This window comes from Chroogloeocystis siderophila 5.2 s.c.1 (assembly GCF_001904655.1).
Classification (GTDB): domain Bacteria; phylum Cyanobacteriota; class Cyanobacteriia; order Cyanobacteriales; family Chroococcidiopsidaceae; genus Chroogloeocystis; species Chroogloeocystis siderophila.
This window is the reverse complement of record NZ_MRCC01000018.1, coordinates 37,233-58,658: the sequence shown is the minus strand read 5'-3', so window position 1 is coordinate 58,658 and position 21,426 is coordinate 37,233. Positions and strand designations below refer to the sequence as shown.

Genomic DNA, 21,426 nt, shown 5'->3' with positions numbered 1-21,426 from the left:
ACACTTGGACGATTTATTATACGTGACTTGTTTTACCATCAAAACTCTGCTTTGAGTTTCATGCAAAAGTCGAGAAAATCCGGCTAGAATAGTATATCTGCACTAGTCATAACTCCCAGAATAATTTTTCAACCTCCATACTTAGAGGCAATAATGGCTATTGATACAACTGATACATCCGGAAAGCAAAAAGCCCTGAACTTGGTGCTAAACCAAATCGAACGCAACTTTGGCAAAGGGGCAATTATGCGCCTTGGGGATGCCACTCGGATGCGGGTGGAAACAATTCCTACGGGTGCGTTAACCCTAGATTTAGCGTTGGGCGGCGGTTTACCCAAAGGGCGAGTTATCGAAATTTATGGTCCAGAAAGTTCTGGTAAAACGACAGTAGCGCTGCACGCGGTTGCCGAAGTGCAAAAGAATGGTGGTGTCGCGGCATTTGTAGATGCTGAACACGCTCTCGATCCTACCTACGCTGCTGCCTTGGGAGTTGATATTGCCAACTTACTCGTTTCTCAACCCGACACAGGGGAAGCAGCTTTAGAAATTGTCGATCAGTTAGTCCGTTCGGCAGCTGTAGACATTGTCGTTATAGACTCAGTAGCGGCACTTGTCCCCCGTGCAGAAATTGAAGGTGAAATGGGTGATGCGCACGTTGGTCTGCAAGCTCGTTTAATGAGCCAGGCGTTAAGAAAAATTACAGGTAACATTGGTAAATCTGGCTGTACAGTCATTTTCCTCAACCAATTGCGCCAGAAAATTGGTGTGACATACGGTAATCCAGAAACTACGACAGGTGGTAACGCGCTGAAGTTCTATGCTTCAGTGCGACTCGACATTCGCCGCATTCAAACCTTGAAAAAAGGCACCGAAGAGTTTGGTAATCGTGTCAAAGTGAAAGTTGCCAAGAATAAGGTTGCTCCACCCTTTAGAGTGGCAGAATTTGACATTGTGTTTGGTAAAGGTGTTTCAACTTTAGGTTGTGTGATTGACCTTGCTGAGGAAACGGGCGTTGTTGTTCGTAAAGGAGCTTGGTATAGCTACAACGGTGATAACATTGCCCAAGGTCGTGATAATGCGATTAAGTACTTAGAAGAAAACTTTGAACTCGCTGGACAAATTCAACAGCTAGTACGCGAGAAACTCGAAATGGGAGCCGTTGTTTCTGCAAATTCTGTATCCTCATCAACAGAAGATGATGATTTAGAAGCTGATGAATAGTAACCTGGCATAAACTGCTAAGTTTTAAACACTGATATCTATCCCTAGCTGTTCTTGGCTGGGGTTTTTTGCATTTATCGCTACATACTAAAAAATTAGGTGGCGACCGCTCCGCCACCCTGACAAGTGCTAATAAATTAGCTTTAGACGTTTTTGCTGACTAATGTCGGTGATTCACTAGGGGGAACAAAGTTTTTAACTAAATTAGCCAGTTCTTGTAACTGACTAATTGCTTCAGCACCCTCTAACTTCATTAGTTCCCGATCGTCGCGCATCTCGGTCCATGTGATGCCATAATCGGACACGAGAAACCGAATCAAATGGTTATTTCCTAAACTAACCATAAATGAGGCGCTACTCATTTGTCCGCCACAGGTATAACATGATGCGGGATATCCACGTCGCTCTAACACGGTTGCCAAAGCTTGTAGATTCATCACGAGATCCTGGACATATTGTCGGTGTTGTTCTGCTAGTCTGAGAAACACGGTTGTCCTCCAAACACCACACTTAATTGTAAACCTATTTTTAGATTTTCTTTATATTTACCTAATTTGTAGAGATATTTACTCCAAAGGGTAATATTTCGTCTAAATTTCAGATAAATATCTGATATATCCAAGCTAACTGATTATTTAGCAATTGAGTGTATGCAAAAAGTCATATTTGATGTACGTAGCCCTAGACGGACACCAAAATGTTCGGTTTCCAGTGTCTGTGATGGCTGGAAATAAAGAAAGCGTCAGGCTATGTTTACCTAACGCTTGATTGTGAGAAATTGGCAAAACCCAATGTAAATTTTTATGACTTTGATTAAAAAATCATTGATTCAAAATCAAGTTACTTGCCACCAACCAAAAGCTGGACCAATAAACCGAACGGTGATCCACCAAATAACAAGAAAGCCAATGCCAAACCAAGCACCGCGATTGCTCCACTTAGCGAATTGTTGGGCTTGGCTTTTGGTAATAGGAAGCCATGGCAGGATTTGAGCTTCTTTACCGTAGTTCTCTCCTAATGCTGCTTTACGACGCTTTGCTTCGCCCATAGTCTTATTCCATTCGGTATTTTGGATTGAGTAAAGACTCACAAAAACTTATTATTGGACTAGAGATCAAATACTTACTGTGCCTTGATAATAACGCTGTTGCTGGTGTCACAGCAATGGGTAGAAAAGTGATAAGTTTTAAGTTGAGAATTTTTTTTTAATAAATGCCGCCCAACTATGAGCGCGAACAATTCAAAACTTACGTACTAGCCACTCATCACGACTCATTCGCCTCTCATTCCTCACTTCTAGTTTCTCAATTGGCTGGAGTTAGGAGACTAGAATCAAGATAATCAACTCTTGCCATTGGGCTGAGCGCAGCGAGAACTTGAGAGCCATAACTTCGGTGCAATACTCGGCTATCAAGTAAGGCAACAACACCATGACGATCGCGGACTGGGGCGATCGCCCGCGATAATTCATTTAAAGCAGCTGGCAAGAGATACAGCCGAAACCAATCTTGATGCGTGCGCTTGTAGTACGCAACTCGGCCTGCAACTAAGGGGTTTTCTAAGGAAGGTAGAGGTAATGTGGCAACAATTAATAATTGTGGCGTTGGCAATTGACTGAGATGCTGTCGCCAAAAGTTCCAACCAGTCACTAAGATTCCGCGCTGATCTAAAAAAGAAGTTGTTTTCTCTACTTGTACCCTAGAGCCAAATTCTGCGGCTAAAGTTGCGCCGACTTGGGCTTTAAGCGGTACATCACCTACTAGAACGACTGTCAATCCAGGAGATGCCGTAGTTGAACTAAGGAGTGAATGAACTTTTTCAATGAACGCGGTTTGAAATTCTGGGGTATTTGGTAAAGGTAAGCGATCAGGTAGATAAAGTTGAATCAGATTTTCGCGGCGATCGTCAGAAAACTTTAGACAAGTTAACTCACCTAGACCTAAGTTTTTTCGATAAATCGGTGCTTCAGCTTCTTGATCTAAGGCACTACCAACTAAAACAACAGGTTGTCTTGACCAAATTGGTGCAAGCGCCGATGCAACTTCTACAGGGGACGAGTGTAAGGAAAATGACCCCTGAGAACGTGAAACGGTTGCCCAAAGCAGTTGATTGTCACGGGGACTTTGCCAAAACTTACGCCAAGCATTTGGTACACCGAGATTGCGTGTTGATGTAAATTGTTTTAAGCCATTATCGCTATGTTGTGGCGCTATATCTTTGCAACTTATGTTTATGCTTTGGTCGAGACTATGAAGAATGTCCTGCTCTTGTTGCGAGCTTAAATAGCACTCGTAGGGATTAACGGGATGTTGAAAAATTGCTTTTGTCAGTTGGACTCGTGCATTGCGAATGAGTTCTACGTGCTTGGGAAAAGCCAGCATTAATTCCTCCCAATCACTCGGTTGAATCGTTGCGGTGAGTTGAGTGCGAGTCCAAGCTTCGAGGTCATCAACACCATCCAAAATCGTAGGTATATTAGCCGGAAATCCTTTTTCTGCTAACTGTGCTGCTAACCAAGATGCAGGAGAAGTTATCAGTACTCCCTGAAAACCATCGTAAGCCCACGAATCACCTGTGAGAATTTTTTTATTGGTTTGCAGCCACTGTTGTAATGGCGGAATTTCAACACGGAGTAATTGCTGCTGTACTTCCTCAGGGGCGACTATAATTACAGCTTCTTGCCACATTAGTGCGGGAGCAAGATAACTCAGGCGATATCGCCCTTGATAGCCACTACCAGCCCCGACTTGAATTAAAGCACTACGCTTGAGTCGTAATCCGCGTGCAACCAGCCGCGCCATTGTTAGATGATGGTGCCAGGAAGCTTCGCCTTGCGATCGCAAGAAGTTATGCAGTGAGTAGTGGACTTCTGCTTCAATCACGTAGTTTTACTCGTACTATCAACTTAATTTACTCACGCCTGTTTTATTATGAATGCAAACACAAGGCGGCTGAAAGTGGAATCGCCCCGTCGATACAAAAAAGTCCTCCTTATAGGGAAGCTTTATGCAGTGTAGCTAAATTTAAAGCGATCGCGCCTCCCTCAAGTGAAGAGCGTGTGAATATCTACATACTAGAATTTCAAGGGCAGAGCCGAAGCCTGCCCATAATTCAATACTATCTACGCTCTACAACCACTTTGATTCCATACTCTGGGCGCAGCGTAATCGAAGGCTGCGGCACAATCGGAAATTCAGGAACAAGATTGAGGCGAAACTTTTGCGCGATCGTTGCAAGTAACAAAATAGCTTCCATCAGCGCAAAACCCTTGCCAATACAAACGCGCGGTCCATCACCAAAAGGAATGTAAACGCCTCTGGGTAACTGTTTTTCTAGATCGTTTGCCCAGCGTTCGGGTTTGAAAGTTTCCGGATCTTCAAAATAGCGAGGATCGCGGTGCATGACCCACTGACTGATCATAATCGTGCAGCCTTTCGGTACGCTGTAGCCGCCAATTTGACAATCTACCGCAGCTTCTCGCCCAAAAATAGCGACTGGTGGATAAAGTCGCATCGATTCTTTGACAACCATATCAGTATAGCGCAACTGCGGTATATCAGCGACAGTCGGAGAACGTCCATCAAGCACTTGTTGCAACTCGGCTTCAAGTTTAGATAATACTTCGGGGTGTTGAGCAAGTAACATCCACGTCCAGGTCAAAGCATTTGCAGTAGTTTCATGCCCTGCTAGCATCAAAGTTGCCACTTCATCGCGTAACTGGCGATCGCTCATTCCAGTACCATCATCCTCATCGCGCGCTTGCATCAGCATCGAGAGTAAATCGCCAGGATCTTCGCCGCTGGTGCGTCGTTGCTCAATAATGCTGTAAATTGTTGCGTTCATTTGACTAATCGCGTTGCGATAGCGAAGATTTTCTGGTCGCGGAAACCATTCCCAAATCAAGAAATTTTGCTTGCGCTTACTTTCAAACCAATCCATTGCCACATCCAGCGCGTTAGCAACAATTTGCGCGTTTCCTTCATCAATATCCTGGTTAAATAAACACTTCATCACAATGTTCAACGTAAGACGCATCATATCGGCGTGAACGTTGCGCGTTTCTCCATTTTGCCAAGTTGTCAGCATTCGTTCGGCATATTCAACCATAATCGTGGCATAACCAGCAATTCGCTTTTGGTGAAAAACAGGTTGGGCTAAGCGGCGCTGGCGAAACCACGAGTCACCCTCACTCGTTAATAATCCTTCACCTAATAAAGTGCGCAATGCCCGAAAACCCCGACTTTTGATAAAAGAGTCCCGATCTTTGAGAACTTCCTCAATTAAGTCAGGATGCGTGAGAAGACACGTTGGCGTTAATCCTAAGCGCATCGGTACTATATCGCCATACTCCCGCGCGCACTGTGTTAAAAAACCTAACGGATCTTGGCTTAAATCGAGTAAATTACCGACTAAAGCCTTACCTTCTGGTCCTGGTAATTCAAAAATATCTTGTTCCATGATGATCCTGATGATTCCTACTATCATGCAACCTCTATAACTAGTCTATTGAGACTCACAAAATGAACCTCTGGTTACATAGGCTTGCAGGTAGGAGATAAAGTTTTTGAACGTCAATATGATGTGTGGCTGCGTGACAATGCGATCGCAACTGCGTTATTGTTCGCAAGTAAAAGAGGAATTTATCCTAGTGAAGCGATAAGTTGAAGCACTTACACTGCTACAGGAATTACAGCACAAGTTTATAATCAAAAGCATTGCCAGTCTGTATAGTTCCTCAGTGGCTCCTAATTAGTAATTACCATGTCTGCCGATCAGTCTTCAAATTCTCAAAGTACCTCAAGTTTAGAAGAAATCCGTGCTGCGCGTTTAGAAAAAGTCGCTCAACTCAAGCAACTAGGGATGAATCCTTACGCTTACCGCTGGGAAGTGACGCATCATGCTGCACAATTGCAAAAAAAATTTGCTGATTTACCAAGTGGTGAAGAAGTCGATGTAGAAGTGGTGATCGCCGGTCGTATTTTGGCACGTCGCGTCTTTGGTAAACTCGCTTTTTTCAGCTTGCAAGACGAAACTGGTACAATTCAACTGTACCTGGATAAAAAAAGAATCCAGCAAGGCATGGCAAATACCGATCCTGATGCTTTCAATCACTTAAAGCAGCTTACGGATGTGGGAGATATTTTAGGAGCCAAAGGCACAATCAAGAAGACGGAAAAAGGTGAGTTATCCGTCAATGTCAGCGAGTACGCGATTCTGACGAAATCTTTATTACCTTTACCAGACAAATGGCATGGTCTTACAGATACCGAAAAGCGGTATCGTCAGCGGTATGTTGATTTAATTGTGAATCCAGAAGTACAGCAAACATTTCGTCGTCGCGCTCAAATTACTGCGGGAATTCGTCGCTATTTAGAAACACAAGGCTTTATTGAGATTGAAACGCCTGTACTCCAACCAGAGGCAGGAGGTGCGGATGCGCGTCCGTTTATCACCTACCATAATGCGCTAGATATGGAGTTGTATCTGCGAATTGCAACCGAATTACACCTTAAGCGGATGATTGTCGGTGGGTTTGAAAAAGTCTTCGAGTTAGGACGCATTTTTCGTAATGAAGGTGTCTCAACACGCCACAACCCAGAATTTACGTCAGTAGAAGTTTACCAAGCTTATGGTGACTACAATGACATGATGGCGCTGACGGAAGACTTGATTACTACTGTGGCGCAAGAGGTTTTGGGTACGCTGCAAATTACCTACCAAGGTGAGGAGATCGATTTAACCCCTCCCTGGCGACGCGTCACAATGCACGATTTAGTTAAGGAAGTGACCGGCATCGATTTCGCGGTATTTTCTACGCTTGAAGAAGCAAAAACAGCAGCGGCGAGTGCAGGAATTGATGTTGAAGAGTGTGATTCGATTGGTAAAGTTCTTAATGAAGCATTTGAGCAAAAAGCCGAATCGCAACTTATTCAACCAACATACGTTCTCGACTATCCTGTAGAAATTTCACCTTTGGCGAAGCCGCATCGGTCTAAGCCTGGTTTGGTTGAGCGATTTGAATTGTTTATTGTGGGTAGAGAAACAGCGAATGGTTTTTCGGAATTAACCGATCCGATCGACCAACGTCAGCGACTCGAAGCCCAAGCAGCGCGTAAAGCCGCCGGAGATTTGGAAGCGCAGGGTGTTGATGAAGATTTTATCACTGCTTTAGAATACGGAATGCCGCCCACTGTGGGTTTAGGTATTGGAATTGACCGCTTGGTGATGCTGTTGACAGATTGTGCGAGTATTCGCGATGCGATCGCTTTTCCGTTACTCAAATCTGCTAGCAGCTTAATCAAAAAATACGATTACGATCCGCCAAGAAAACTTCTCCAAATTGAATTCAAAAATGGTAGCATCTACAACTATCAAGATGTTCCCGCTGATATCGCACAAGGGCTAGAACAAGAAACTTCTCAAGGACAATACTTTAACGAGTTCATTCGCGGTAAATTTGCTTATGACCAAGTGCGGTTGAAAAGTGAGTGATAGAAGGGGTCAGATGTCTGAGTTTGGGGATCAGGAAAACTCTAGCTGAGAGAAATTACTTAGGCATTTTGCTAAGCACTGTTTCCTCGCTTCTCTTCCCTTATGTGTCTTCCTTTTCGCAATCGCAGAATTATTTTATGACAACCTTTCGTCGAGATACGGAAACTACAACAGAGCGATCAGGAGCTTTTTAGCTTTCGCCATCCAGCTGTTAATACTAGAGGAAGATCGCAGCAGGAAGGTAGCTAGTCCATGCTTATCTGAAGCAAGCCTTAGCTAGTAAACATTGCTACTTTATTTTGTGTGTAATTGCTTCGGCTCCCGTTGGCTATTTGAGTGCTTTTTGTTTTCCTGCTGTAGAGAATACCAGCTTCCAAGTGTATTTGTACGATCTCGTCGTTGATGAAAGGTTCAGGAGAAAGGGAATCGCCACTCGGATGATTGCAGATCTCAAAAGGCTTTGTATAGAAGATAAGCTTAGCCGCATTTGGGTCGGAACTTTGGATAATTGAGCCTGCAAAGAGGACTTTTGAGGTAACAGGTGCGCGGAAAGTTCGAGAGACATACATTGAATACATCTACTATGTTGACAAGGGTGCATAAGGTAAAAGAAGTCATTTTCCTTGGCAAATACTTTTAACTCTCAAGAAGCTGCCTCGCATTCAAGCCGGTAGTGCAGGTGTTAGTGGAAATTGCCGCAACACAGATCAAGTATGTCAAGATTTCTCTAGTACACCAAGGTGGACTTTGTGCTTTTAGCCGCGACTTTAGCCACTAGGCGTCCCGCCGCATCCACCTTTAGTTAGAAACTTCGGCTAACTCGATGACACGTCCTTCGAGATCTTTGACCAAAAAGTTTAATGGCTTTTGACTCAGGATTTTGTGCTTCAATCCACGCACTTCCACACGCATCAAGATTTGTTCTAAACAGTCGCGATCAAAGCAAACATGACGTTGCTGGTTCTTTTTCCCCAACCCAGCGCCAGATACTACGTGCAACTGAGTGTTTTTCTTGAGTTGATACCACAATCCCTCAGGCGCATTTAAAGTGCGAGTTGTGCCAATTCCTGGACTAGCAGACATATATAGTGGGTCAATTCCTGCTGCACCAATTGTTTGCTCGTAGTTGTAGTAATAGTGTAGCGGCACATCGGCAGCTGGTAGGTCGAGCAGCCCTTCATACAACTGTCGAGCAATTTCCATATCAGACACCATAACAGTGTGTACTTTGGGCGCACTCGTCAGAAATAGCCACATCGCGCCTGCATAGGCGGCTAGAAGCATGACCATAATTCCTTGCGTAGAAAACAAGGTGTCGAGTCCTGGAAAAAAAGCACCGAGCGTTAAAGGAGAAAGAAGAAAAAGCATGTTACCAGATAAAAACATTAATTTACAAGTGTTTAAGCAATAATTTGTCTTAAAAACTGCAACTCGTGTCTTGCTTTAAGGCGTGGTTGATTCGCATTGAGCAATCCATTGTTGCTGAGTTAGATATTGTTACGTATACATTTCTAGTTTATCAATGACAAAAAATATAACTTTTGTCCTTCTATTATGAGCTAAGTATTTATGCTGAGGCAAACGATCGAGTGCGCTTGACGACGTTAACTTGGTAAGTGATCGCAGTGGCGACTCAACAATAAATTAAATAGAGTGAGGAGTTGTTATCCTCACTCAGGAAAGTCCTATTTTTGAAACTACGTATATCAATACTGACTAATTTAATAACACCGCCCCATCAGGTTGCACTCTAATTGTCGTTCGATCCTCAGATAAGTCAGTTGTTGCATCTAATGTCACTTCTAACAATCCCATAGAAGTTGCACTTACAGTTGGTCTGAGTAGTCCTCGGTCTTGTCGAGAAAAAGTTAATGATACGGGTGCGGATAAATCGCGGAGCGTTACTTCCGACTTTCCTGCAAGACTTCGTTGCTCAGTATTGCCAATGACTTGATACAACACAACTGCATTGGTTGTATTCGTCAGCCTGATATTGACTCTGCCATTAACAGGTATGACTCTAGCGCTGGGTGTCTGTTGTTGTTCTGGTAATGGAGGCTGAATCACTGATCCTCCAGGTGCGGGGGCAGGTGTTGTTACACCGGTTCCAGTAGGTGGGCAAGGAGAAGGCGGCGTTGTTCCTGGGGTTGTGGGTGATACGGGTAGTGTCCCAGACCCTGGCGAGACTGGAGTTTGGGTACGATTGTAGGGTGGTTCGTTAAAAATACTTGGTCTAGGATTCAGTGATGGACTCGCAGGGGCAGGTTGCGCTTGAGATAACTGATTTTCTCTTGGAATTGCGAAGGCTGTTCCAGATGTTATTGGAACTATGAGGATTGTACTAACAACAGCAAATAGTTGGACTTTTTTATTATGTCGAGCACCGTTAAACATTTCTACCTCTGAGGCAAATATTCAACCTTGTTTCGTTCAGTCAATTTAATTTCAAAGCTGTTTTCTTAATCAAAAGCTATAACGTTGTTAACTCAATTTTGATGCAACTAATATTTTGAATAAATTAAGTTACGAGTTAAATTTTACTTGAATAACTCATAACTTAACTAATTGCAAATATGTAAATTGAATTAAGCTTCTTCCCAAAGTTGACGAACTTTACCCGGCAGATATTGAGCGATTTCTTTAATTCGCTCTTCAGATAATTCGTCTTTAGTTGCGGAAAAGACAGCCGACACGACTCGTTCGCGGTCTATATCGTAACCCGTTGCTGCCATTGGCGATTCATTTTTGACACGGAACAAAAAGCGGTCGTCATCGATATTAAATAGTCCAGGACCTCCATGCTTTTTGAAGGGTGGACGAACTCTACTCAAAAATCCAACAATCGGATTAGTATCTTTCCAAAGGTCGGCAATTTCCATTTGCAGAGCTTTATCTTCTGTTGGTAATGCTTCTTCGTGTAGTTCGCCTTCTACACGCTCGATCGCATCTGTGGGCATCAAATCACGCATTACCCGATATACGACTTCCACGACATCTCGCGTATCGAAAATATCTTCTAAACCACCCTTGATCATCACCTTTTCTAAGAAGGGCATATCTTTTGTTGCGATGGGAACTGATACCCCTTCTTTAAGCGATTTGGGCGGATTGTCTTTCATTTTTTGCAACATTCGCTTACCTTTTTCGGTAAGTTCTGCTGCTTCAAAAGTAATTAAATGAGGTAAAGGACCGTCGTCGGCACCAAAAGTGTTAGCAATTCTAAAGTCAACTTCTTTGGAATCGACAACGCTCGGAACATCTTCTTGGTTAGCGTAAGCATTACCTGAAAATTCTGCTTTAATGTATTGCATCTGATTGAGATAATCAAGATGACCCAATAATTCGGCTCTTGTTATTTGTATTCCAGGAAAGAAATCGCTTTCCTCAAACTTAACTTCGTGCATTCCTTGACCACTGTCGTTAATTTTATTGAGGATGATGTAGACAATATCTTCTCTAATTGGAATTGGCATTGCACTTTCCCTAATTTTTCTAGATTGTTAACAGTAGTTTAGTTAAGTTTCCAGCTTAGTAAACTAACTAAGACCAATTGCGGCAAATGACTACAACTGATGTCAAAAAAGCAATGAGTTCCTAGCGATTAGCTTTTAGTTGAAAGAAAATGGATAAATTTGAATGCTTAAAATTAAAGATACTCCTCATTTTTAATATCCATCAGTAAAGCAAGCGAATGACTCTGCCTATTATTGACTAATCACTAACCGCTAGTAGCTAATTGTGCTCATGACACTGTAAGTTATTAGGAATAATTACCGCTGTGCATCTGCCACAGGAAGCATTTTGGCAATTTTTAGTTTTCAAGGAGAAGACTTAAAACTCAGCACTTGCGGGTAAAGTAACAGTAAAAGTTGTGCCTTGATGTAACGTACTTTCGACATGAATTTGACCGTGGTGGTTTTCAACGATCGCATCGGCGATCGCTAAGCCTAATCCTGAACCTGTTGGTGTAGCGACTAAAGTTGAAGCCGTGTGAGTGCGGGCGGGATCTACGCGATAAAAACGGTCAAACAAGCGCGGTAAGGCAGACTCAGGAATTCCAATACCTGTATCGCTGACTTTTACTTGCAGTAAAGCAGTGCGTGAATTAAGCGGCGAAGCAACTCTTTCTAACTCGACATCTACTTTACCGCCAGGTGGCGTATAGTGAACTGCATTAACGATTAAATTAGTAAACAAACGAACTAGCTGATTCCAATCGCCTTGGAGGGTAAACCAATCGTCGCTTAGTTGCGGATTGTGTGATTCAGGAGCTTCAATGAGATGCAGCGATAAAGCAATATTCTTTTCGGTTGCTGGTAATTTTTGTTCTTCTACAACTTCCATCAGCAAAGCATCCAGAGGACACGCGGCAAAACAGGGTTGTACAATACCACTATCTTGGCGTGCGAGAAAAAGTAAATCGTCAACTAAGCGCCCTAATCGCTGAGTCAACCTTTCGATGACGGTTAACTGTTGGTGGTATTTAGCACTAGCACCGGATGTTTCTAATAGTTCGGGATCTGTTAAGGCGACTTGGACGTTAGTTTGAATGAGTGCGATCGGACTTCTGAGTTCGTGGGAAGCATCCGCAGTAAACTGTTTGAGGCGTTGATACGATTCGCGTACAGGTTCCATTGCTTTTCCGGAAAGAAACCAACCACAAAACGCAACAGAAAGAACCATTAACCCCGTACCCAAACTTAAATCAAAAATTAGCTGGCGGATTGGTTTTGTGACTTCAAACCACGGGTGACTCACGCGCAAATACCCTAATACCTGTCGTCCAATTTCGACTCTTTCGGTAACTTGTCGCAGTAATAGTGGCGTATAATCTTGTCCCTCAATCGCATCTGAATCGCGAATGACTCTTACCGTTTCACCAGTTCGATTCGGATGCACCGGAAGCCCTAAAGGTTCGGATAAAGTTGACCATAGTAGTTCTCCTGTAGGACTAAACCACTCTAAATCGATATGGTCGTCATCAACCGCGTCTGCATTATCGCGAAAAGTTGCTTCGATGTTGATGCGAAATTGCTCAGCATTGGCTGTAGTAGGTTCGATGACAAGCGATCGCTCGACGACTTCAACAACGTGATTGAGCGTATCGTCAATGCGCTCGATGAGCGTACTGCGAACATACAAATAAACTCCACTAGCAAACAGCAGCAATAACACCGCAGTTACGGACGTATACCACAAAGCCAAACGGCGACGAGTAGCTTGAAACATTTTATAGCAGGGGTCAGAGGTCAGAGGACAGGGTTAAACTCTCCTTAGGTAAATCACTACGACCTTCTATCATGTCTTAACTCTATAGACTAGAGCTTTATGACCCTAAAAAGCTTAACCCAACTATGGACGCTGCACAGAATGCCGCTATCTTCAGCGTAAGACACTTCAGGCAATCTCAACTACCGATCGCGAGGGTAAACGCTGCTGCTGCCACCAGTGCTGTAACTGTGCGAATATGATTCCAAAACGTCCAATCGGTGAGGTAGCTAGCCCATAATTCCGCACCAGCAGTGCTGTCAGGCTTAACTGTCGCTAGCGCTTCGTTGAGTGGCACATTAAACACGATTGTAACTAAAATACCAACAAGATAAAAGCAGGTACCAATGAGCAAGTAAGTAGTACCAGGTTGATGCCACTTTAATAGCGAATAAATAGTTAGAAAAAGGCAAGCTGCGGCTGTACCAAATAAGGCTGTCATAAATAATGGATTGATTGCCGTGATGTTAATCGATTGCATGGCGGTAATACCCTGCTGCGGTTGAAGTCGCGCAAGCGCACTCATCACGAAGGTGGAGAAGGCGAAGAAAACTCCAGCTACTAGCCCGCAGCCTAATACCGTCACAAGCTTCAGTACAAAGGGTAAGTGATTGATAGTTGCCATAAAGCCTCCTGAATGACTACCCAACGTTACGAAGCAGATGGTGTTCATTGCTTGCCAGAAGTTGAGCCTGGATACGCGCAGCCGCGAGCGATCGCGCTAAATTTGTACCACCAAATTCGTCATTTTCAATATGGATAAATGTGATATCGGTGATGCCAATAAACCCAAAGACTGTTGTTAAATAAGGGTCTTGATGATTCAGCTTCTCATTGCGTCCACCAGGTTCAAAGCCAGAACCACCCCGCGCGGTGATAATTAACATTTTCTTACCTAAGACGAGTGGCTGATAAGGGTTGGCGGTATCTTCCGGTTCAAACGCGAAGGTTCGCCCCACACGCACAATCTGGTCAATATAAGCCTTGAATGTACTAGGAACGCTGAAATTGTACATGGGTATGCCGATGACGTAGAGATCAGCCGCTAAGAATTCATCAATCAAGCGATCGCTGAGGGAAATTGCTTGCGCTAGTTCGGGAGTGCGTTGTTCTGATGGTGTATAAGCTGCTGCAATCCATAATTCATCCACATGGGGAATATGATGACGACCGATATCTCGATACGTAACAATATCAGATGGATGCGCCTGCATCCTCGCTTCAATAAATTCTTTTGTGATCCGGCGTGAGTGCGATCGTTCTCCTCTAGGACTAGAATCAAGGTGTAGAATGTGTGCCATAGTTTTGCCTGAGTACCTACCTAAAATGTCAGTTTAGGCAAACGATTTGTACTCAGCTATCTGATTTTTGTGCAACTATCAAAATCTTGCGGTTAGTTTTTAGGTTACGAAGACAAATGAGGGTTAGATCGTGAAGACAACCGTCCCACATCAGCAAGAAATAACCTGCGTACCCATTTTGTCAAGTCAAAATCAAGGTTGGGAAAATATTCTAGTTGAGCAATTCCAACATCCTGCGGGTGAGGGATGGTGTCATTTTAGTGATGAACACGCGATTAATTTATCGCTTGCATCGCGTCCTGTCAGCTTGGTGCAAATCCGAGAAGGTAAGACTTATACAGGACTATATGGGAAAGGCGACATTTCCATAACGCCCGCAAAGATGCCGTTTTTTGCCCGCTGGGATCGCGACGATCGCTACTTGCAAATTCGGGTTGCGTCTGGCTTCATGAAGCGCGTTGCTAGCGAAATGCTTGAAAGCAATTTTGATCGGCTAGAGTTACTCGCTGAATTTCAAACTCGCGACCCGCAGCTTGAGGCGATCGCTATGCTGCTACTTGCTGAACTCAAACAAGAAAATTTAGCTAGCAAGCTTTACGTTGAATCACTAGCAAACGTCCTTGCTGTGCATTTACTCAGATTTTACTCTGCTACTCAACCTCGTTTGGTAACTTATGAAGGTGGTTTATCGCAACGTCAACTTCTGCAAGTTTTAGAATACATTAACGAGTATCTCAGTCAAGATATTAAGCTTGCAGACTTAGCCAAATTGCTCGGCATGAGTCAATATCACTTTAGCCATTTGTTCAAGCGATCGCTAGGGATAGCGCCTCATCAATATCTGCTTCAGCAACGAGTCGAACGCGCAAAGCAGTTGTTGAAACAAACTGACCAATCAATTATAGATATTGCCTTTTTGTGTGGGTTCAACAGCCACAGTCATTTGAGCAAACAATTTCGGCAACTTACGGGTATAACTCCGAAAGCATATCGAGCGCAATAAATACAAACCTCAGCGATCGCATTCCCTAATTTCCAAGAGTACGGTAAAATTTTGGCGTCTAGACAAGCTAGCCTTTTGCACATAAGCTTTGTAAGGTAGTGAGGTGCACAATGTCTGAGGCAGCACTTTTAGATTCTGTACTAGGGTTGCCAGTTCATCTGATGGATGACTATATCACTTGGTTGCGATCGCGTTTAGAACAAGGCATTGGCACTCATGTGATTACGCTGAATGCAGAAATGACAATCCAAGCAGAGCAGCATACCGCGCTAGCGCACGCAATTCAACAAGCCGAATTAGTCATTCCTGATGGGGCTGGAATTGTGTTGTATATGCTGCTGCGCGGTAAACGCATCCAGCGCTGTCCAGGAATTGAGCTTGCAGAGCTACTTTTGCACAATTTAGGGCAAACACCAAATTCGTCCCCTGTATTTTTTTATGGAGGTTCACCAGGAGTCGCCACCAAAGCTGCTAAAACTTGGCAACAGCGATCGCCGCATCTCCAAATCGTTGGGGCTGAACATGGCTACTTGTCACCCATCGAATCCGAAAAATTAGCGCAAACGTTACAAAAGCTACAACCAAAATTAATTTTGGTAGGATTGGGAGTCCCGCGTCAAGAATTATGGATTACACAAAATCGCCACCTGTGTCCCCAAGCAACTTGGATTGGAATTGGCGGTAGCTTTGATATTTGGGCAGGTGTCAAATCGAGAGCACCAGCTTGGTTAGGCGATAATCATTTAGAGTGGTTGTATCGCCTGTATCAAGAACCTTGGCGTTGGCGACGTATGTCGGCTTTACCGAAGTTTGCTGGCAAAGCCTTAGTTCATCGGCTAACACAGATATAAGATTACACGCTCTAGAGTAACTAGTGATATGATATTAAATAATGCCACTAGCCACTAACTACTAATAACTTCTACACCTTTCTGCAATGCGGTTCTGCCAAAAGAGAAGCGTTGACCGTGATAATCTTTCGCTGGGATGACGTAGCAAACTAGCGCGTAGCGAGTACTCTTGTCTTGCTGGTGCCATCCTTTGTGTACTATTTGTTGGTTGGATATAATCATTGTTCCTGCTGGTGCCAATAGCGGTACACTTTGGCGATCACTATATAGAAGTTGAATATCTTCTTTGTAGTTACGGCTATGTTTTGAACCGTATAGTACTTGCTTTATCCAACCATAGAAATAATTGATGATTCTTCGGTACGTATGTCGATGCGAACCTGGTATCACCGTATACGGCCCATTGCCACACTCGTTGACATCAGTGAGATAAATAAAGACCTTATATACTGTTTTTGTCACAGTATCAGTATGATATCCGCGTTTGGAGTTTGTATCCGGATTATCTATTTTTATTGAGATATTGCGCAACACAACACGCTCACCAATACGCGCTTCAAAGACGTCTTCAATGATGTGTGAATTGAATAATTGTGCGAGTTGATCGTCAATCTCTTGGGCATTCATAATCTGTTGAACGTCCAAGTCTACATCATGAATATCTTTTCGACAAAGTAAATAGCAATCTCCAGTAATGACATAGCTTTGATTACTGATATAAGAATCCGCAACTTTGATTAAGCGATCGCATTCTTGCTTATCCAAAAAATCCGGAATCACCTCATAGCCTTGCTCAGTAAACAAATTCTGCGGTTGGCGTTGGTATTCTTTGCGGTCATTAATAATTCCTGTTATCTCTGGCTTAAAAACCGCTAATTCTCGCCGAAGACGTTGATTAAATTGCTTAAAGCGTCTAAGCATTGGAGCAGAAGTTGATGAGTTTTTGTAACATTATGCTAAATTTTATACCTATGTAAGTTTTGTGGCAATTATACGTAAGCACGTAGTTTACTTGGGCAGTTTTCAGTAATAACAGCGCAATTGAGTGAAATTGCAGTGTTGATAATTTAATATTTTTACATATAGAGGCGAGGATTATATTATAAAGTGTAGCTATGAACAATTTCTGTATTTATTGCTTTAGCTGATGAATATTAGCTAGCAGTTAAAAGTTATGACGAAAAATCAACTTGTCGAGAATGTGACTGAATGCAAAAAATTATCTACACCCTGCCATTTTGCTCAGAATTACTGAATTGCCTACATTTGCGAGTAGGATATATTACCTTAATTTAAATATTCAATTATTTGCTCAACTTATAGAGTTGGTACCTATAGTTACGAACTAAAACTATTTTTGAGTAGAATTTTGTTCTACAAATTTGAGTGTAGTTGTGGGGTTCGAGCCATTAGGATTACTTAATGGATAGCGCCCATACTTGAAAGTGAATTGACCTCCAGGTCCACGCCCGTCATATCGGGTCACCGGCAGCGTATACTATCCACGGAGAGAAGTAAGGGCGACAATTCGCGGACGAAGTCCATTGAAGTCATCATTTACCCAAAATTGATTATCAGGCGAAATGAGTGCAAGCTCGGTATCCACCTTCTGAGAAGTTACTGCTACTCTTAAACATTCATTACCTGCGCTGAACAATTGTACGTTGAATGGTACGCCTTAGGTAAAAGGTTATTCATATACGTAATTACCCGTAATTGAGGAGCTACCACAGTCTAAAACTGTACACGTAGGTTGCGGAGTTTGTAAAGTAGCTCCTGCCCAAACGAGATTTGACGATGCAAATAAGCTGCAAATAGGAATTGCCAAAGCAATTATTTGCTTTGGGCTATAAATTGTTTGTTTCAAAAGATTGACCTCATAATTAACTTAAGCTGGTTAGTTATGGCTGCTGCTGCCAACTGGAAACTTACTGACTTGCGTAAATTATTTATGTATATTTTTATACATTTTATAAAATGATACAACGCTTAAAAATATACTGACCAAGAACAATAACATTATCCGATCAATTGAAACTTTAACAATGGCTCGATTTGCTCGCTTTTTTGTTGTCATTGCGTTTGTTGTTGCAAACGACTAGCCGATCGCTGACAGCAAAACTACCAGATCCCCGTGAGTTTGGGTAGGATTTTTAATGGGACAATCATTAAAGATCAAAGCCAGAGAGTACCCCGAATATGCACCTGAGTGAAATCACCCATCCTAACCAGTTGCACGGCTTATCGATTCGCCAATTGCAGCAAATCGCCCGTCAAATTCGGGATAAGCATTTGCAGACCGTGGCGGCGAGTGGCGGACACCTTGGACCTGGATTAGGTGTGGTGGAATTAACACTAGCGCTTTACCAAACCCTAGACCTCGACCAAGATAAAGTCATTTGGGATGTAGGTCATCAAGCTTATCCACATAAACTAATTACTGGTCGTTATAGCCAATTTCATACACTGAGGCAAAAGGACGGTGTAGCAGGCTATCTAAAGCGCTGTGAAAGTCCTTTCGATCACTTCGGCGCGGGTCATGCTTCTACAAGCATATCGGCTGCTTTGGGCATGGCACTCGCGCGCGATTTGAAAGGCGAAAAGTTCAAAGTTGTTGCGGTCATTGGTGACGGTGCCTTGACTGGTGGTATGGCATTAGAAGCGATTAACCATGCAGGACACTTGCCAAAGACAAACCTACTCGTGGTGTTAAACGACAATGAAATGTCAATTTCTCCGAATGTAGGTGCAATTTCGCGCCATTTGAATAAAATGCGTTTAAGTCCGCCAGTCCAGTTTCTTTCCGATAATTTAGAAGAACAAGTAAAACAAATTCCTTTTGTTGGTGATTCTTTAGAAACCGAACTCGAACGGTTTAAAGAGGGAATGAAGCGGTTAGCAGTACCTAAAGTAGGAGCCGTTTTTGAAGAATTAGGCTTTACATACATGGGTCCTGTTGATGGGCATAACTTAGAAGAACTGATTACGACCTTCAAGCAAGCACACAAAATTGGCGGACCGGTACTTGTTCATGTCGCAACTGTCAAAGGTAAAGGTTATGCGATCGCCGAACAAGACCAAGTAGGCTATCACGCGCAATCGCCGTTTAACCTGACAACAGGTAAAGCAATTCCTTCGAGTAAACCGAAACCCCCTGGATACTCCAAAGTTTTTGCCCATGCTTTGGTAAAACTTGCGGAAAATAATCCTAAAATTGTGGGAATTACAGCCGCAATGGCTACAGGGACAGGACTCGACAAATTGCAAGCGAAACTTCCCCAACAATACATTGATGTTGGTATTGCAGAACAACACGCCGTCACTTTAGCCGCAGGCTTAGCTTGTGAGGGAATGCGCCCTGTCGTTGCGATTTACTCAACTTTCTTGCAGCGCGGCTACGACCAAATCGTTCACGATGTGTGCATCCAAAACTTACCTGTGTTCTTCTGCATGGATCGTGCAGGAATTGTCGGCGCAGATGGCCCGACGCATCAAGGAATGTATGACATTGCTTACTTGCGTTGCTTACCTAACATGGTGTTGATGGCACCTAAAGACGAAGCCGAGTTACAGCGGATGGTCGTCACTGGTGTAGACTACACTAATGGTCCGATCGCGATGCGCTATCCTCGCGGTAACGGCTACGGTGTTCCTTTAATGGAAGAAGGTTGGGAACCAGTAGAAATCGGCAAAGGCGAAACGCTACGTCATGGCGACGACGTTTTGCTCTTAGGATTTGGTTCAATGGTGTACCCAGCAATGCAGGTAGCTGAAATTCTCAGCGAACATGGCATTCAAGCAACAGTCGTCAACGCGCGGTTTGCTAAGCCACTTGATACCGAATTGATTCTACCATTGGCACAACGCATCGGACGTGTTGTCACTTTAGAAGAAGGTTGTCTGATGGGTGGCTTTGGTTCGGCAGTAGCAGAAGCACTACTCGACGCAGATGTTGTCATACCTGTCAAGCGATTTGGTGTACCCGATGTCTTAGTAGACCATGCTTCCCCCGACGAGTCTAAGGCTGAATTAGGTTTAACCAGTCCCCAAATTGCCCAAGAAGTGTTAAAAGCCTTTTTTAACAAAACACTTTCGTCGGTAAGCTAAAGGAAATTTATGGGCGTACACTTGTGCGCCCGTACACACATCAAAGCTGAGATCCATCTTTTAATTAAACTGAAGAAAATTCTCTTGCTTAGCGCACTTTTGAGCCTCGAACTATGTCCTCTTGCCCCTCTCAAGTTTTTCCCGTTGTTTGGTATGAAAACTCAGTTTTACTAATCGATCAGACGCGGCTACCCCACGAGTATGGATTTGTAGAAATTCATCGCTGTGAAGATATGGCGCAGGCGATCAAAACAATGATTGTCCGAGGTGCGCCTGCAATTGGAGTTGCAGCAGCTTATGGCATGTATTTAGGGGGGCGCGCTATCCAGACTCAAAATCGCGACGAATTTTTGCATCAGCTAGAAGAAGTCGCCGTGATGCTACGCGCAACGCGCCCGACGGCGGTTAACTTATTTTGGGCGATCGCCCGAATGTTAAAAACAGCTTATGAAACATTGGGTTCAGTTGCAGAAATTCAACAAGCGTTGCTGCAAACCGCACAAACAATCAATGCCGAAGACTTACACACGTGTCAAGCAATCGGCGATCGCGGTTTAGAAGTTTTACCCTCTACTCCAGAAAAACTGAATATCCTCACACACTGCAACGCGGGTGCTTTAGCAACAGCAGGCTATGGTACAGCTTTAGGCGTCGTGCGTTGTGCTTGGGCTAAAGGGAGATTAGCGCGAGTTTATGCTGATGAGACACGTCCGCGCTTACAAGGCGCAAAACTAACGGCGTGGGAATGCGTTCAAGACGGAATTCCCGTTACATTGATTACCGATAGTATGGCAGCACATTGTATGCAACGCGGATTAATTCATGCTGTTGTTGTCGGTGCGGATCGAATTGCGGCGAATGGCGACACCGCGAATAAAATTGGTACTTACAGCTTAGCAATTGTTGCTCAAGCGCATAATATCCCGTTTTTTGTTGCGGCTCCGCGTTCAACGATTGATTTTTCTTTAGCAAGTGGTAGCGAAATTCCGATTGAAGAACGCGACGCAAGCGAAATATATGCAATTGGTGACACGACAATTACTCCCGAAGGAGTTGAGTTTTACAATCCAGCATTCGATGTTACTCCCGCAGATTTGATTACCGCAATTATTACTGAATACGGTGCTTTTGCGCCGAATCAATTACAGGAAAAGTTACAAGCAAATCTGGTTTGAGGAATAAT

At 43.5% G+C, this 21,426-nt stretch carries 20 protein-coding genes; 7 read left to right on the top strand and 13 right to left on the bottom strand.

From position 1 onward, the window contains the following. Window positions 1-153: 153 nt before the first annotated feature. A complete protein-coding gene (gene recA, locus NIES1031_RS19195) occupies window positions 154-1,221 on the top strand; it encodes a recombinase RecA (RefSeq protein ID WP_015187325.1) in 1,068 nt (355 codons plus the stop codon). A gap of 143 nt (window positions 1,222-1,364) precedes the next feature. Here recA and NIES1031_RS19190 read toward each other — a convergent pair whose 3' ends face one another. The 4 genes from NIES1031_RS19190 to NIES1031_RS19175 all read right to left on the bottom strand — a co-directional run bounded on the left by NIES1031_RS19190 (window position 1,365) and on the right by NIES1031_RS19175 (window position 5,679). Beyond that, window positions 1,365-1,709: a DUF1815 family protein gene (locus NIES1031_RS19190; RefSeq protein ID WP_073551084.1), complete on the bottom strand. Its 345-nt coding sequence runs from the start codon at window positions 1,707-1,709 to the stop codon at window positions 1,365-1,367. A gap of 347 nt (window positions 1,710-2,056) precedes the next feature. Beyond that, entirely contained in the window at window positions 2,057-2,269 is a 213-nt protein-coding gene (locus tag NIES1031_RS19185; RefSeq protein ID WP_015187327.1) for a DUF2839 domain-containing protein, read from the bottom strand. Window positions 2,270-2,525: 256 nt separating this feature from the next. Beyond that, window positions 2,526-4,103 (bottom strand): helicase C-terminal domain-containing protein, encoded by a 1,578-nt coding sequence (locus NIES1031_RS19180; RefSeq protein ID WP_073551083.1) that lies wholly within the window; start codon window positions 4,101-4,103, stop codon window positions 2,526-2,528. Window positions 4,104-4,338: 235 nt separating this feature from the next. Further along, the gene (locus tag NIES1031_RS19175) at window positions 4,339-5,679 is read right to left on the bottom strand and encodes a cytochrome P450 (RefSeq protein ID WP_073551082.1); all 1,341 of its coding nucleotides are present in this window, start codon (window positions 5,677-5,679) and stop codon (window positions 4,339-4,341) included. Window positions 5,680-5,982: 303 nt separating this feature from the next. Between NIES1031_RS19175 and lysS the strand changes: the two genes are divergently transcribed. Continuing rightward, on the top strand, window positions 5,983-7,713 hold the full coding sequence (gene lysS / locus NIES1031_RS19170) for a lysine--tRNA ligase (RefSeq protein ID WP_073551081.1): 1,731 nt from the start codon (window positions 5,983-5,985) through the stop codon (window positions 7,711-7,713). Window positions 7,714-7,973: 260 nt separating this feature from the next. Then, entirely contained in the window at window positions 7,974-8,225 is a 252-nt protein-coding gene (locus NIES1031_RS26430) for a GNAT family N-acetyltransferase (protein WP_407919511.1), read from the top strand. A 286-nt stretch (window positions 8,226-8,511) separates the two neighbouring features. Here the strand turns inward: NIES1031_RS26430 and NIES1031_RS19160 are convergent, their stop codons facing one another. The 6 genes from NIES1031_RS19160 to NIES1031_RS19135 form a co-directional block, all read right to left on the bottom strand. Continuing rightward, window positions 8,512-9,081 (bottom strand): glyoxalase-like domain protein, encoded by a 570-nt coding sequence (locus NIES1031_RS19160; protein WP_236738914.1) that lies wholly within the window; start codon window positions 9,079-9,081, stop codon window positions 8,512-8,514. 348 nt (window positions 9,082-9,429) lie between these two features. Beyond that, on the bottom strand, window positions 9,430-10,107 hold the full coding sequence (locus NIES1031_RS19155) for a hypothetical protein (protein WP_073551079.1): 678 nt from the start codon (window positions 10,105-10,107) through the stop codon (window positions 9,430-9,432). A 191-nt stretch (window positions 10,108-10,298) separates the two neighbouring features. Beyond that, the gene (locus NIES1031_RS19150) at window positions 10,299-11,186 is read right to left on the bottom strand and encodes a DUF2267 domain-containing protein (protein ID WP_073551078.1); all 888 of its coding nucleotides are present in this window, start codon (window positions 11,184-11,186) and stop codon (window positions 10,299-10,301) included. Window positions 11,187-11,544: 358 nt separating this feature from the next. Continuing rightward, window positions 11,545-12,942, bottom strand: a complete 1,398-nt coding sequence (locus NIES1031_RS19145) for a sensor histidine kinase (protein ID WP_073551077.1) — start codon at window positions 12,940-12,942, stop codon at window positions 11,545-11,547. Between the two features lie 178 nt (window positions 12,943-13,120). After that, window positions 13,121-13,606 carry an anthrone oxygenase family protein gene (locus NIES1031_RS19140; protein ID WP_073551076.1) on the bottom strand — a complete coding sequence of 162 codons (486 nt, stop codon included), beginning with the start codon at window positions 13,604-13,606 and terminating at the stop codon, window positions 13,121-13,123. 16 nt (window positions 13,607-13,622) lie between these two features. Continuing rightward, on the bottom strand, window positions 13,623-14,282 hold the full coding sequence (locus tag NIES1031_RS19135) for an FMN-dependent NADH-azoreductase (protein WP_073551075.1): 660 nt from the start codon (window positions 14,280-14,282) through the stop codon (window positions 13,623-13,625). 130 nt (window positions 14,283-14,412) lie between these two features. On the opposite strand from NIES1031_RS19135, the gene NIES1031_RS19130 reads away from it, so the two are divergent. After that, window positions 14,413-15,285 carry a helix-turn-helix domain-containing protein gene (locus NIES1031_RS19130; protein WP_073551074.1) on the top strand — a complete coding sequence of 291 codons (873 nt, stop codon included), beginning with the start codon at window positions 14,413-14,415 and terminating at the stop codon, window positions 15,283-15,285. Between the two features lie 110 nt (window positions 15,286-15,395). Then, a complete protein-coding gene (locus NIES1031_RS19125; protein ID WP_073551073.1) occupies window positions 15,396-16,136 on the top strand; it encodes a WecB/TagA/CpsF family glycosyltransferase in 741 nt (246 codons plus the stop codon). Window positions 16,137-16,190: 54 nt separating this feature from the next. Here the strand turns inward: NIES1031_RS19125 and NIES1031_RS19120 are convergent, their stop codons facing one another. From NIES1031_RS19120 to NIES1031_RS24500, 3 genes are all read right to left on the bottom strand, one after another. After that, on the bottom strand, window positions 16,191-17,057 hold the full coding sequence (locus NIES1031_RS19120; RefSeq protein ID WP_073551072.1) for a phytanoyl-CoA dioxygenase family protein: 867 nt from the start codon (window positions 17,055-17,057) through the stop codon (window positions 16,191-16,193). Window positions 17,058-17,487: 430 nt separating this feature from the next. Then, window positions 17,488-17,622, bottom strand: coding sequence for a hypothetical protein (locus tag NIES1031_RS26125; RefSeq protein WP_269086032.1), 135 nt, complete (start codon window positions 17,620-17,622; stop codon window positions 17,488-17,490). A gap of 204 nt (window positions 17,623-17,826) precedes the next feature. Then, the gene (locus tag NIES1031_RS24500; RefSeq protein WP_178378187.1) at window positions 17,827-18,003 is read right to left on the bottom strand and encodes a hypothetical protein; all 177 of its coding nucleotides are present in this window, start codon (window positions 18,001-18,003) and stop codon (window positions 17,827-17,829) included. A 332-nt stretch (window positions 18,004-18,335) separates the two neighbouring features. Between NIES1031_RS24500 and dxs the strand changes: the two genes are divergently transcribed. Together dxs and mtnA are read left to right on the top strand one after the other, a co-directional pair. Then, entirely contained in the window at window positions 18,336-20,243 is a 1,908-nt protein-coding gene (gene dxs, locus NIES1031_RS19115; protein ID WP_073551071.1) for a 1-deoxy-D-xylulose-5-phosphate synthase, read from the top strand. A gap of 113 nt (window positions 20,244-20,356) precedes the next feature. Continuing rightward, a complete protein-coding gene (gene mtnA, locus NIES1031_RS19110; RefSeq protein ID WP_073551070.1) occupies window positions 20,357-21,418 on the top strand; it encodes an S-methyl-5-thioribose-1-phosphate isomerase in 1,062 nt (353 codons plus the stop codon). The last annotated feature ends 8 nt before the right edge of the window (window positions 21,419-21,426 follow it).

What these genes read in the sequence shown, in the direction of transcription:
- mtnA (WP_073551070.1), top strand. Translation starts at nt 20,357, where the DNA reads ATGTCCTCTTGCCCCTCTCAAGTTTTTCCCGTTGTTTGGTATGAAAAC.
- NIES1031_RS19140 (WP_073551076.1), bottom strand. Translation starts at nt 13,606, where the DNA reads ATGGCAACTATCAATCACTTACCCTTTGTACTGAAGCTTGTGACGGTA.
- NIES1031_RS19185 (WP_015187327.1), bottom strand. Translation starts at nt 2,269, where the DNA reads ATGGGCGAAGCAAAGCGTCGTAAAGCAGCATTAGGAGAGAACTACGGT.
- recA (WP_015187325.1), top strand. Translation starts at nt 154, where the DNA reads ATGGCTATTGATACAACTGATACATCCGGAAAGCAAAAAGCCCTGAAC.
- NIES1031_RS19135 (WP_073551075.1), bottom strand. Translation starts at nt 14,282, where the DNA reads ATGGCACACATTCTACACCTTGATTCTAGTCCTAGAGGAGAACGATCG.
- lysS (WP_073551081.1), top strand. Translation starts at nt 5,983, where the DNA reads ATGTCTGCCGATCAGTCTTCAAATTCTCAAAGTACCTCAAGTTTAGAA.
- NIES1031_RS19125 (WP_073551073.1), top strand. Translation starts at nt 15,396, where the DNA reads ATGTCTGAGGCAGCACTTTTAGATTCTGTACTAGGGTTGCCAGTTCAT.
- NIES1031_RS19120 (WP_073551072.1), bottom strand. Translation starts at nt 17,057, where the DNA reads ATGCTTAGACGCTTTAAGCAATTTAATCAACGTCTTCGGCGAGAATTA.
- NIES1031_RS19155 (WP_073551079.1), bottom strand. Translation starts at nt 10,107, where the DNA reads ATGTTTAACGGTGCTCGACATAATAAAAAAGTCCAACTATTTGCTGTT.
- NIES1031_RS19160 (WP_236738914.1), bottom strand. Translation starts at nt 9,081, where the DNA reads ATGCTTTTTCTTCTTTCTCCTTTAACGCTCGGTGCTTTTTTTCCAGGA.
- NIES1031_RS19175 (WP_073551082.1), bottom strand. Translation starts at nt 5,679, where the DNA reads ATGGAACAAGATATTTTTGAATTACCAGGACCAGAAGGTAAGGCTTTA.
- dxs (WP_073551071.1), top strand. Translation starts at nt 18,336, where the DNA reads ATGCACCTGAGTGAAATCACCCATCCTAACCAGTTGCACGGCTTATCG.
- NIES1031_RS19150 (WP_073551078.1), bottom strand. Translation starts at nt 11,186, where the DNA reads ATGCCAATTCCAATTAGAGAAGATATTGTCTACATCATCCTCAATAAA.
- NIES1031_RS19145 (WP_073551077.1), bottom strand. Translation starts at nt 12,942, where the DNA reads ATGTTTCAAGCTACTCGTCGCCGTTTGGCTTTGTGGTATACGTCCGTA.